The 13,143-nt window shown below is 36.2% G+C and carries 12 protein-coding genes; 2 read left to right on the top strand and 10 right to left on the bottom strand.

What is annotated here, in order from left to right; all coding sequences use genetic code 11:
• Nucleotides 1-303: 303 nt before the first annotated feature.
• From FG390_RS00780 to FG390_RS00765, 5 genes are all read right to left on the bottom strand, one after another.
• Nucleotides 304-1,170: an SDR family oxidoreductase gene (locus FG390_RS00780; RefSeq protein WP_141189529.1), complete on the bottom strand. Its 867-nt coding sequence runs from the start codon at nucleotides 1,168-1,170 to the stop codon at nucleotides 304-306.
• Between the two features lie 408 nt (nucleotides 1,171-1,578).
• Complete coding sequence (locus tag FG390_RS00775; protein WP_141189116.1) at nucleotides 1,579-2,223, bottom strand: hypothetical protein; 645 nt, start codon at nucleotides 2,221-2,223, stop codon at nucleotides 1,579-1,581.
• Between the two features lie 283 nt (nucleotides 2,224-2,506).
• Nucleotides 2,507-3,163 carry a DUF1129 family protein gene (locus FG390_RS00770; RefSeq protein WP_181406313.1) on the bottom strand — a complete coding sequence of 219 codons (657 nt, stop codon included), beginning with the start codon at nucleotides 3,161-3,163 and terminating at the stop codon, nucleotides 2,507-2,509.
• A gap of 111 nt (nucleotides 3,164-3,274) precedes the next feature.
• Nucleotides 3,275-3,415, bottom strand: a complete 141-nt coding sequence (locus FG390_RS15675; protein ID WP_181406312.1) for a hypothetical protein — start codon at nucleotides 3,413-3,415, stop codon at nucleotides 3,275-3,277.
• Between the two features lie 88 nt (nucleotides 3,416-3,503).
• Nucleotides 3,504-3,842, bottom strand: coding sequence for a PadR family transcriptional regulator (locus FG390_RS00765; protein ID WP_141189114.1), 339 nt, complete (start codon nucleotides 3,840-3,842; stop codon nucleotides 3,504-3,506).
• Nucleotides 3,843-4,146: 304 nt separating this feature from the next.
• On the opposite strand from FG390_RS00765, the gene FG390_RS00760 reads away from it, so the two are divergent.
• Together FG390_RS00760 and FG390_RS00755 are read left to right on the top strand one after the other, a co-directional pair.
• A complete protein-coding gene (locus FG390_RS00760) occupies nucleotides 4,147-4,338 on the top strand; it encodes a YjcZ family sporulation protein (RefSeq protein WP_141189113.1) in 192 nt (63 codons plus the stop codon).
• Between the two features lie 287 nt (nucleotides 4,339-4,625).
• On the top strand, nucleotides 4,626-5,930 hold the full coding sequence (locus FG390_RS00755) for a hemolysin family protein (RefSeq protein WP_246092663.1): 1,305 nt from the start codon (nucleotides 4,626-4,628) through the stop codon (nucleotides 5,928-5,930).
• A gap of 58 nt (nucleotides 5,931-5,988) precedes the next feature.
• Here FG390_RS00755 and FG390_RS00750 read toward each other — a convergent pair whose 3' ends face one another.
• The 5 genes from FG390_RS00750 to FG390_RS00730 form a co-directional block, all read right to left on the bottom strand.
• Entirely contained in the window at nucleotides 5,989-6,627 is a 639-nt protein-coding gene (locus FG390_RS00750) for a response regulator transcription factor (protein ID WP_141189112.1), read from the bottom strand.
• Nucleotides 6,628-6,912: 285 nt separating this feature from the next.
• Nucleotides 6,913-8,640 (bottom strand): thiol reductant ABC exporter subunit CydC, encoded by a 1,728-nt coding sequence (gene cydC / locus FG390_RS00745; RefSeq protein WP_141189111.1) that lies wholly within the window; start codon nucleotides 8,638-8,640, stop codon nucleotides 6,913-6,915.
• Nucleotides 8,637-10,367: a thiol reductant ABC exporter subunit CydD gene (cydD, locus tag FG390_RS00740; RefSeq protein ID WP_141189110.1), complete on the bottom strand. Its 1,731-nt coding sequence runs from the start codon at nucleotides 10,365-10,367 to the stop codon at nucleotides 8,637-8,639. Before cydD ends, cydC begins: the two co-directional genes overlap by 4 nt.
• Entirely contained in the window at nucleotides 10,367-11,380 is a 1,014-nt protein-coding gene (cydB, locus tag FG390_RS00735; RefSeq protein WP_141189109.1) for a cytochrome d ubiquinol oxidase subunit II, read from the bottom strand. Before cydB ends, cydD begins: the two co-directional genes overlap by 1 nt.
• The gene (locus FG390_RS00730) at nucleotides 11,364-12,767 is read right to left on the bottom strand and encodes a cytochrome ubiquinol oxidase subunit I (protein ID WP_141189108.1); all 1,404 of its coding nucleotides are present in this window, start codon (nucleotides 12,765-12,767) and stop codon (nucleotides 11,364-11,366) included. Before FG390_RS00730 ends, cydB begins: the two co-directional genes overlap by 17 nt.
• Nucleotides 12,768-13,143 lie beyond the last annotated feature (376 nt).

Here is a 13,143-nt window from a genome sequence, read left to right as displayed (position 1 = left end):
GAAAACTGAAAGAATATTTATTCAGCACTTACCTTATAGTGCGTGTTCAAAAAGGCGACAAATGAAAAGGGTTACTGACTAAGCAAGCGAGTATCCTGCAAGCGTCGGAGGCTAAGAGCGGCGCGCGCTGTTCCTTAAGACCGGCATTCCTCGCGTTGTGGTAGCTTCAGGCGCCAGCCACAGGACGTGAACGTTTTTAGCCAGCGATCCTTTTGTTTTTACTACATGAGGACCGGAAAAACAAGCGGGCGCCGAGATTCGCACTATCATTTGGTGACTTTTTGAACAACCCCTTATAATATATTATCCATTTACAATAGTTGCCCCATTAATATGAATAGTTTGTCCTGACATATAGGAAGCATCGTCAGAAGCTAAATATACGTAAGCTGGTGCTACTTCACTCGGTTGTCCTGGCCTTTTCATTGGGGTTTTTAATCCAAAAGTTTTTACTTTACTTTTAGGCATAGAAGAAGGAATGAGAGGTGTCCAGATCGGACCAGGAGCAACGGCATTAACCCTGATCTGTTTACTAAGAACGTCTTTATTTTGGGATAGTGAACGTGTAAAAGCAAGAATAGCTCCTTTTGTTGCTGAGTAATCCATCAACTCTGGATTCCCTTTATAAGCCGTTATTGAAGTTGTGTTGATGATTGTTGATCCTTTTTTAAAATGTTTGATGGCTTCTCTAGAAAAATAAAAAGTACCAAATATATTTGTCGCAAACGTTCTTTCAAATTGTTCATTTGTTATATCTTCTAATTTTTCACAATAATGTTGTTCTGCTGCATTATTAACAAGAATATCAAGTTGACCGTATTTAGTAACGGTTTGCTCAACGGCTTGCGTTGCAAATGTTGGATTTCCTACATCTCCCTTAATCAATAAACACTCAGAACCTTCTTTTTCAACCATTTGCTTTGTCTCTTCTGCATCGGTGTCTGCTTCGAGATAAACAACCGCCAATCTTGCCCCTTCTTTGGCGTATAATACTGCAATAGCTTGCCCTATGCCGCTGTCTCCTCCGGTGATAAGAGCAACCTTTCCGTGCAACTTTCCACTTGCTTTATAATTTGGTTTAACGGCTTCTGGCTGGGGATTCATATCACTCTGAATATCAGGCTCTCGATAACCTGCTTCAGGAGCTTGAGTATCTTTTTCTACTATCATGGGATCTTTTTTATTCAATTTATTTTAAACTCCTTTGCTTTAATATTCAGGGTTATTGTAACCAGTAATAAGAAATTCATTCGAAGAGATAATAGAGGTTCTAAAATAATAAAGAAAACTTGCAATTGCGGAGCCTATAAGGCGAGATAGAAGCCTAAGCCCGCATTTATACTTTGAATTTTTATACCCTTAAAGAGGTTGTTCAAAAAGTCAACAAATGATAAGCGGCGAATCTCGGCGCCCTCTTGTTTTTCCGGTCCTCATGTAGCAAAAACCTACATTCCGGTCCTCAAAACAACGCCGCCTTGATCTTCTTGCTTCTAATTTGCTCCCTTTTTGAACACGCACTTAAAATGCAAAAAAAGACTTACCGTTAAAAAAGTAAGTCAGTTTCTTAATATTTGATGATTAATTATTTGTTTTGCCTATTGCACGGAGAGCGTGTGATGACCATCCTTCTAATCTAGAATAGACATTCTTCGAATATAATTCCTCAAGAGTCATCCACTTGCCTTCCAAAGCTTCAGTCTCTTTAACCCTTACCTCGACATCTAAAGGTAAGTTAATTGTCAAAAGAATCCCAATATGTACTTGACTGACAGGCTCGGAATCATCATTAATAAATCCCACCGTTTGGATATCCATCTCACACTTCTTACTAAACTGAAGTTCTTCATGAAGTTCACGGTTTAAATTTTCACTTAACAATTCATGAAAGGTACTCTTGCCAGCTAGAGCGTTCATATGGCCGCCTACACCTAGGGAAATTTTACCGTGCAGTCGTTCTTCTCCTCCACCACCTAAACGCTTGTAAGCGAAAAGTTTATCTCCACGCCTAATGACAGCATAAGGTATTGGCTGCTTATAGGTTGGATTGTCTTCTGCGTCACCTCGGCGCATCACGTCATAATGTGATTCAATCCGATGTTCTAATTGAGAAATATGACTTTCATCCATCATTGTACCTTGAAATGCGTATGATTCAGGTGACTTGTCATCACCAAATAATTGACTTCGTTTGACAACGATTATTTGTTCATCCATCTTACCCACGACATAATCATCCTTACCATTAACTTATTTGTTATTCTAACTTTGCATGATTGAGATTCAACAGTCAAGATGTTTAAATAAAGTTAAATATAAACATCATTGCATTTTTTCTTTTTCTGGGTATATATTAAGCATCAACCAATATTATCCAAAAAAATAACCCCTGTAAGGTATTAAAAATGTAAAGATACCCTTTAAATCAAACTATAGTGGCCATCAACATAAAGAATACTTGAAGACTTAAGAACAATCTATTGGTCAACTTTAACATATCTTTATGCCTTCAATTAAAATCCTTTTTTATGAGACGATTTGATGTTAAGATGCCAGCAATACCTAAAATAAAACTTAACCAGAATGGAATGGATATTTTAATATCATAAGCCGCTAATTTGATTGAAATAAATAAAGGAACAAATATCGCAGCTCCCCATAATATAATGGCTAAAAGGAACCATACTTTTGATTTATACACTTCTTTTTTCATTAAATAGAGGATTCCAAATACAACGATATACCCTGTTAAAAAATTCAATCCTGTGTTGATGATAGACATTTTACTTTTCAAGATTGGCCAAATATATCCCAGTAGATCAAAAGCTCCGTTCGCAATCAGCCCCCATGAAACAATCCCTAATCCAATAATCCAAAAATACTGGATTATTGTCGCTTTGTTACGTTTAGGCAATCCATCAATAATTTCCCTACAGTAGGATTCAGGATCATCTCCAAAAATTTCTTGAGCTGTTTGCCCATTTTCTTGTGCTGTTATTAAATGATCCAGAAGCTCGAGTAGCAGTTCTTCGCCTGCTCGATCATTAATATTACTTAAACGAATATAAACCATCATATCCCCATAATACTTTTCATTTTCATCTGTTAACTGTTTTCTAAGGAAATTATTTTTTTCAACCATATCTTGTGAAGAAAGCTGGAACATTGTACTCCCCCCAAATGGATAACTCATAATCAAAAAAACGTGAAGCCCTACTTACACGATCATCTCCTTGATTTCTTAAACTTTTGTTCTTATATAGTTGACCAATGCAAATTATTCTAGAGATCCAACCTCATCGTCAAATATGTTTTGCACCGTTTTTCCGTCTTTTCGTGCTGTTAGTAAGTGATCTCGAATCTCATCTAATAATTCATTTCGACTTGACTTAACCCTAAGTAAAATACCAAAATACACAGGATATTCTTTTTTAAATTTCAGAAGTATTTACTTGCGATATGTTATCGCTTTTTTAAAGTCAAGAAACTTCAACTCCTCTACTGATTTATTTAACCTTATCTAACAAATTCTCAACAGGAACTTTCATATCTAGCCAATTTTGTTTAAATTGATTAAGTGCATCATATCCTTTTGCAGTTAGATGGTAATATTTCCGATTAGGACCACTCGGTGAGATTCTCATGGCACCTTCGATCACGTTATCTTTTTGCAGTCTGAGTAAAATAGGATAGATACTTCCTTCACTTACAAATTGGAATCCTTCTTCCTGTAGACGTAGACTTAATTCATATCCATAAACCTCTTTTTGATAAATCACCGCAAGAATACAGCCTTCAAGTATTCCTTTCAGGAGCTGACTTTTCGCTTTCGATGATTTTGGCATATAACTTTCACACCCTCTATATTGCATTACAAGTTAGCAGTTAAAAATAAATAATCTCCTTCGAATCACGTGTGCAAGATAGTGATTTAAAAGAAAAAACAGTATATTGTTTTACAAGATAGCTGTTGATTTGAATATATAATATTCGTTATTTTTTTTCAACCATAAAAAGTTTAACAACATCATATTAAATCTTTCTGTTTTATGGGCTATAGCACAATCATAAAAATTAGGGCAAAAGCATAGCCAACTTGAGTTATCTATCATAAGATATTGTATCTTGACAATAAGGAGCTGACAAATTATGTTTGGTGGATATGGTAACGCACCTTATACAGGTGGAGCATATGGAGGCAATCCAGGTTATGGTGGAGGTTGTGGTTGTCATAAAGGATATACCTCTCCATACTATGGTTGTGGATATGGCAGCGGTTTTGCATTAATCGTTGTATTATTCATCCTTCTTATCATTGTAGGCGCAGCATTTGTCTGTTAAATGAAAACATCTAAGCAGGGGGATTCCCCTGCTTTATACATATTGATCTCTAGGAGAAAGTGGTTAGTTATTTTTTTGCTAGTAGGAAATAACAGGAATGTTTGCCATTATATGATCTAAATGTGTATTTTCAAAATTTTTCGTCTTAAAAATTCCGATGACTATTCATATAAACAATGAATATGGTAAACTATTATTAAAATAATTGTCATATCTATAACATACACTATAACAAAACTTATTCATGGAGGTGACACCTCGCACCATTTTAGGTGTTGAGGAATCATTTGGACGATATCGTTGGGATATTAATCATTTTGTTATTAATTTTGCTTACAGCATTTTTTGTCGCAGCAGAATTTGCCATTGTTAAAGTGCGATTAACCAGGCTTGAAGAAATGGCTAGTGAAGGAAACAAACGAGCAAAAGCTGCGAAAAAAATAACGGAGCATCTCGACGCCTACCTGTCTACAACACAGCTGGGCATTACGATTACTGCCCTTATCATTGGCTGGGTTGGTGAACCTGCCTTTTCAAAGTTATTTGATCCTGCACTGGGTATGATCGGTATTGATCGTTCAATCAATGAGTCAATATCAGCTGTCATCAGTTTTATCATTATCACATATATTAACGTCGTTTTCGGAGAGTTAGCACCTAAAAGCATTGCCATTCAACAAGCTGAAAAAATCACTCTACTTATTGCGTATCCATTAATTTGGTTTAATCGGTTGATGTTCCCATTTATTTGGCTATTAAATAAGACCTCTAACAGCATTACACGTCTATTTGGAATTAGTCCTGATGCAAACAAAGAAGCTGCATTAAGTGAAGAAGAATTAAAGTTGATATTATCAAACAGCTACAAGGGCGGTGAAATTAATCAACTTGAACTTCAATACTTAAATCGGATATTTGATTTTGACGAACGAACGTCTCGAGAAATCATGGTCCCACGAACTGAAATTGTTTGTCTTTACAAAGACCACTCACTAGAAGAGAATCTAGAGATCTTAAGACAGGAAAAATTCACTCGTTTTCCAGTGGTTGATGGTGATAAAGATACAATCTTAGGTATGATTAATATTAAAGATCTTTTCGATGATTATCTTATTGGAAATATTCAACCACTTGACCAATACATTCGCCCTATCATATCAGTTATTGAAACAACCCCGATTCGTGAATTATTAACAAAAATGCAAAGGTTAGGCATACACATGGCGATGCTTACTGATGAATATGGCGGAACAGCTGGTCTTGTCACTGTTGAAGATATTATAGAAGAAATTGTTGGAGATATACGTGATGAGTTTGATGAACATGAGGAGCCGATGGTTCAGTATGCCACACCTAACCATCTTATTGTTGATGGGAAAGTATTAATCTCTGAAATTAATCACATTCTAGATCTCGATATCAATAACGACGATTTAGATACCATTGGTGGGTGGCTGCTCTCAAAAAACAATGATGCAAAAGTAGGAAATATCATTTATCTTGGAGATTATGCTTTTGTCGTTCAAGAGGTTGATCATCATCACATAAAGAAAATAACGATCCGGCCAAAACAAGCCTTAAAAGCTCAGTAAAATCATGACTAAAGCCAAAAAGGAGGAGAATCAAAAATGACTCTCTCCTCCTTTTTGCTTAGGAATGATATAGCTCATACGCATATCGCACTAATTGGACACGGTTTTTTAAATTCAACTTATTAAAAATGTTCTTCAAATGATTTTTCACCGTGTATTCTGATATTTGAAGTTTCTCTGCGATCTCCTTATTTGAGACTCCTTGAGCCACCCAACGAATAATTTCCTTTTCACGATAGGTTAAATCTTTGGATATTTCTACATGATAATTCTCAGCGAATGTCTTTATCGTTTGGTTTATAAGTTCTGTTGGTAATTGACCTTCTTCTCTTACCAAAGCCTTTAAATAACTTGCCCATAATTCCATGTTGGAATTTTTAATGAGATAACCCTGAATTCCCCAACGCATGGCTTCAAATAAAGGCCACATCTCAAATGTGTTGGTGATAAGGACAAACTTACTTTGTGGAAAGACAGCTTTAAGACTTCCAATATCCTTCAGTTTTTCCTTTGATGGCTGATCTTGTTCTAATAAAACTAAGTCAGGTAGTAACTCTTCAGAAAATAAGAAATCTCCTTTTTCTCTTGTTCCATCCACGATAAACGTAAAATCCGGATCTTGTGAGATAATCTGTCTTATACCTCTTCTACTTCCATCTTCATTTCCAAACAATACAACTTGAATTTGTGAAGGCATTTTTATCAACTCCTTCTAAGTTGCGAACCAAAATGATGTGAATCTGAACCTCTCATGACTAAAGTCACGAGTGTTCTCGGCTATTTCATAAAAATGACAATTTTGAAGAAAGAGCCCTAAAATAAAACCTCAATCAGTAGGGGTTTTCTCCATCCCCACTGATTGTTAGCCTCAACCAATCGGGCTTTTACGGGCAATTATCCCCACCTAGAGATGCTCATTTACACTGTTTACTTTGAGGTGGGGGTCTTAATATACCCGTTAATGCGGGATAAATAAGAATCATCACAATTGATAGGGAACATCTAATTGATATAATCGACGGTAACGTTCAAATTGGTTCATTAACTCCCTGTGATGTCCTTGCATTTCAATTTTTCCTTGTTCCATAAAAATGACTTTATCCATTTTGTCAGCACCAACGAGATGGTGAGTGACCCAAATTAATGTTTTTCCCTTCATAGCTTCAAAAATTGTTTCAAGTAGTTCTTTTTCCGTTGATGGATCTAAACCAACAGTTGGTTCATCCATTAAGACAATCGGCGTATTCTGTAACAAGACACGTGCTAAAGCCAGTCGTTGACGTTGTCCACCAGAAAAATTTTCGCCCATTTCGTCCACCGCAGATTGATAACCTAAAGGTAATGATTCAATATACTCATCTAACTTGGCTTGTTTGGCTGCTCGTTTAATATCCTCGTCTGAAGCTTGTTGATGACCCAATCGAATATTATTCCGTATGGTTGTATCAAATAAGTACGGCGTTTGATTTAAAACTGAAATCATCTTACTCATTTTGTCACCAAAATGATTGGCGGGGATACCATTTAACGTGATTGTTCCTCTTTCAGGTTGCAGGGCACCATAAATTAACTTAATTAAACTTGACTTTCCGGCACCACTTCTACCAATGATGGCTATTTTCTCCCCTTGTTTTATCGTTAAACTTAAATCATTTATCGCCCAGTCACTCTCATTATCGTGACGAAAATGCACATGATCCAAACATATTGTCACCTTTTGATGAAGAGAAACATTTTCTATTTCATTTTTACTATCTTCTGTTTCAAAATGACTCGTTTCTTGGAGTCGGTCAAGTGATGTTTGATATTGAGATATCTTTTCGGTGGACTCAGAAATCGGAATGAAAATTTCACCCAATGTAAAAACAACTAAAACAAAGGCAGCAATTAAAGTTCCAGGAATCTGGTGTGTATTGGCCATCCCACTGGACCAAACAATCATTGAAATGACGATTAAACCTATGATTCCTTGACTTATAAATTCACGGACCTGACTCATGGAATGTAGTGATGATTCTATTTTTGTAATTTCAGTTTCATCCATTTCATGATTTCGAATGAATGCTTTCGATCTTCCTGAGATCATCAAATCACTAACACCAAGAACTGCATCGGTCAAACTTTGATACAAATGATTTCTTTGATGATTTATTTCCTGACTCTTCCTTTTTGTTATCCACAGAGAAACCAGAGGAAAGAAAACAATCAATATAAATAAATAGATTGCCATGATGAGGGCAAATGGAATGCTGAACCAACCAAGGGAAAAAATCACGATAAAGTAAACACTTAATGCAACGATACTTGGAAAAATAGTTCGAAGGTAAATATCCTGTAAATGTTCTATATCATCCGATAATAATCCTAGTATGTTCCCTGTGCGAACTTTGGAACGAATAAATAATGCCCTAGGTTCAAGTATTTTGTAAAGTTGAATCCTCATTTCAGACAAAATTCGGAGGGTAGCGTCATGACTAGTTAATCTCGCAATGTATTGAATCGCGGCGCGTCCAATCCCAAATGTTCGAACAGCAACAATAGGAACATAAATCATCAGAACATTTTCAGGTCTTAGTGCCGCTTTTGAAATTAAATAACCAGATGTAAACATTAGAGCTGCTCCACATAAAACGGCAAGGATACTCACGATAACGATGACGATAAATCTTCTCCAATAACGTTTGATATAGTCTATAAACCATTCCTTCATTCTAATCCCTCCAGTTGGGATTGAATCAACTTATGAAATTCACCTTTTTTATTAAGTAATTCATCTAATGTTCCTTCTTCAATTATCTTTCCCTGATTTAAAACAATAATATAATCCATTTGCTTCATCCAATGTAAACGGTGTGTCGCAAAGAAAACAAGTTTTTGCTTAAACAAGGGCAACATGGTTTCCTTTAATGCATATTCCGTTTCAATATCTAGATGAGCTGTTGGTTCATCTAATAAAATAATTGGTCGCTCACAAAGAAAAGCGCGTGCGAGAGCTATTCGTTGTTCTTGTCCCCCACTCATCATTCTTCCGCCATTGCCAATTTGCTCATTTATCCCATCTGGAAATTGACTCACTAAATCGGCTAAGCCCGCTTGTTCGAGCGCTTGTTTGACCTCCGCATCACTAGCGCTGGGTTTATAGAAACGCACATTATCTAAAACACTTTGACTAAAGATATAAGGTGTCTGAGGAATATATGTGATCTGCTGCCGCCACTCCTCATGTGTTAAAGAACTAAGAGGATGTTCATTTCCTGATAAGTGAATCTCGCCCTCAGTTGGTGTTATGAATCCACTTAAGATATCAATTAATGTTGATTTGCCAGCTCCACTCTCGCCTATTATACCGATTTTTTTAAATCCTTTGACGTTCAAATTGATACAGTTTAATGACATTTTTCCTTCTTCATTTCGATACATGGATACTTTATTTAATGTCATTTCACTGTTTTCATTCCATGGACTCAAATCTAAATGATCCTCTATTTTTTGTTCATTCGGAACATCCATAATGGATTGAATCGCACTAGCCGCTTCTTTTCCATTTAATGTCGCATGGTAATCAGCACCTAGTTCGCGAACAGGAAGAAAATATTCTGGTGCTAGAATTAATATCATAAGAGCTGAATTTAAAAGGATTTCCCCTTTAATTAGCTGTAAACCTAGCATCACAGCAACGGTAGCAACGGATAACATCGTAAAGAAGTCAAGAGCAAAAGACGAAAGAAAAGCAAGACGCAATGTCCTCATCGTCATCGTTCGATACTTATCACTGACACGTTTGATCGACGTTCCATGTTTCTTACTTAATCCTAAGAATTTTAGTGTTTCAATTCCTCTTAAGGAATCAACAAAATGATTTGATAATGTTCGATAAGCTGACCACTGCATATCCATTTTCTTTTGCGCAGCCAATCCTAATAAAATCATAAAAACAATTAATACAGGCATCGTAACAAGCAATATAACCCCAGATGTTTTATTTTCAATAAAAACGATCATAAGGATCATCACTGGAGTTATTCCCATACTTGACATTCTTGGCAAAATAAGTCCAATGAATGTTCTTACTTGACTTATGCCTTCCAATACTAGGGTCACAAGGTTTCCTGTTCCTTCTCTTCTAACAAATGCAGGGCCAAGCTGAAACAGCTTGGCCAACACTTGTTCTCTAAGTCTCGTTCCCGTTTTTTGAGCAAAAAGATAGGCCCCTCTTTTAATAAGAAGGGACAGAGCATACCGCCCAGTAAACGCAAATGCAAAATATATGATCTGGTTTGAAACGCTGGAAAGCCGATGACCTGCAAATAAACTGGATATAATATCAGCCAACCATTTTGCTTGGTATATGATACAGACGCTCTGAATAATGGTCATCACACTAATCAAAGCTAGAATTAATTTTATACCTTTATATGACATTAATTCGCGATTCATTAGTACTCTAAATGCTCCTCAGTCACCCTTTTACGGAAAATATAATAACTCCAAATTTGGTATCCTAAAACAAAGGGTAATAATGTAAGTGAAACGATCGTCATGACTTTTAAAGAATAAGGTCCAGACGCAGCATTATGAATCGTTAAATCGTTAGCCCCGCTTATACTGCTTATCATAACCCTTGGAAATAGTCCGATGAACAAGGATCCAACAGCAAGAGCAATAACAATACCTGTCATAGTAAATGCAAGACCATCTCTCTTTTTATTCATAAATAGTCCTGCTAAAACAAGGGCAATAACAACGGCTGCATAGATGACTGTTAAAAGAAGGCCTCTTCTTGCAAAAATATCGGTTGATAAATACGTACCAACAACAAAAGCAACGAGAAATAATCCAACAAAATAGATTAGTTTTCTAGCAAAATTCCGTGCTCTAGTTTGAACATCTCCAGTGGTTCTGAGAGTGATAAAAATGAGTCCATGCAATAAACAGAGTACCGTAACTGCTATACCACCAATTAATGTATAGACGTTAATATAATCTGTAAATGAACCATGAATATTCATGGATTTATCAATAGGCATTCCTCTTAGAATTGCTGAAAAAGCTACGCCCCAAAGTAAAGGTGGTAGCAAACTACCAAAGAAAATGACCCAATCCCAAAGATTTTTCCAGTTTGAATGACTTACTTTTCCTCTAAATTCAAAAGCAACCCCGCGTCCAATTAATGCAAGAAGCATGACAGCAAGTGGAATAAAGAACCCGCTAAACATCGTAGCATACCAGTTTGGAAATGCGGCAAAAGTTGCTCCTCCTGCAGTTAATAACCAGACCTCATTCGCATCCCAAAAAGGTCCTATCGTATTAATTAAAAGTCTTCTTTCAAGATCATTATGACCTAAAAGGCGAAGTGCCATTCCTACTCCAAAATCAAATCCTTCTAGGAAGAAAAAACCAATAAACAAAATAGCGACTAGTATAAACCATAACTCATTCAGCGAAAGCATGAAAATCCTCCCCATCAAATGGATCATTAGAATTTAATTCTTCAACGGTAGGTTTTGCAGGACCTTTTTTTATCACTCTAACGAATAAGTAGACCATGACTCCTGCAAGAATGGCATACATAAACGAGAATGAAAGTAGTGCAAATAACATTGAACCAGCAGAGACGTTAGGTGAAACCCCATCAGCCGTTTGCATATACCCAAAAACAGTCCATGGTTGACGACCAATTTCTGTCATAATCCAACCAGTTGAACTTCCGATAAATGGTAAGAATATAGCTGGAATCATGAGACGCAAGAACCATGTTTTCACCAATACTTTTTTGCGCCAGACTAAATAAGCACCATAAAGGCCTAATAGACACATTATGCCTCCAGCAATCGTCATAATTCTAAAGCTCCAGAAGGTTGTTTTTACTGGTGGAATATAGTTGCCCTCTCCGTATTTTTCAACGTATTGTTTTTGAATATTTTCCATTCCTTTAACGTTTCCAGTAAATTTCCCATATGAAAGAAAATTTAATAGATAAGGAATTTTGATTTCCCCGGTATTTTTATGATTTTTTTCATCGATAGATGCCGTAACTGTCCAATCCCCGCGTTCTCCGGCGTCTTGCCATAGTCCTTCACTAGCAGCCATTTTCATAGGTTGTGTTTTAACTAAATATTGGGCCTGTTCATGTCCAACTAGAGCAAGACCTATACCGGTAATCACACCAATCGTAATGGCGATATTAAAAGATCTCTTAAAGAAATCGAGATTTCTTTTCTTTAATAAGTTAAACGCACTAACGCCAGCAATGAAAAAAGCACCCGTTGCGAAGGATCCTAAAATAGTGTGTGGAAATTCTACCCAAAGTTGACCATTTTTTATTAAAGCAAAAAAATCGTTCATTTCTGCTCTACCATTACGAATAACCATACCAACTGGATGTTGCATGAAAGAGTTAGCAGCTAAAATCCAAAAAGCAGAAATCATCGTACCTATCGAAACTAACCAAATACTTAATAAATGAATGGGTTTTGACAGACGATCCCAGCCAAATATCCAAAGACCAATAAAAGTAGACTCCATGAAAAACGCAAGTAAAGCCTCAATGGCAAGTGGTGCGCCAAACACGTCCCCTACAAAACGAGAATAATTTGACCAGTTCATGCCAAATTGGAATTCTTGTAGAATCCCAGTTACAACTCCAACTGCAAAGTTTATTAAGAATAAGTGTCCCCAAAACTTTGCCATCTCTTTGTATACATCTTTCTTTTTTACAACATACATCGTTTCCATAATTGCAATTAAAAAAACTAGTCCAATGGAAAGTGGAACGAAAATAAAATGAAAGAGTGTGGTCGAGGCAAATTGAATCCTCGATAATAATAAAGTATCCATTGACTTCCCCTCTTTAGTTTTTATTAAGGCCTTCATATAAGTTAAGGGTCTATAATAATTAATAATTTAACTCACTTTTCATCCATTAAGAATGAAAATGAAAGAATAAATATTGCTTGTTAACATCGATCGGCCTCAACATTAGGGTACTACTGAATACCTGTCCTCAACATACCTCTTAAGAGCTATTATCGTGTCATTTTTGTGACTAAACTTTGTCTTTTCTTTGAACACAAGTTAAAATTAGAAAAAGTTGGTCCAACAATCCCTTTTTTAAACCTTTTAGAGTCACAAAAATGTTTCGATATTGGTAACTTGTATTTTATACGTAAGCTTTTCGAATAACTTGTGACATTTCTTTCTACTGTGACTTCTT

Source organism: Terrilactibacillus laevilacticus, from assembly GCF_006517395.1.
GTDB lineage: Bacteria > Bacillota > Bacilli > Bacillales > Sporolactobacillaceae > Terrilactibacillus > Terrilactibacillus laevilacticus.
The sequence above is the reverse complement of the archived record's forward strand: the minus strand, read 5'-3'. Positions and strand labels throughout refer to the sequence as shown.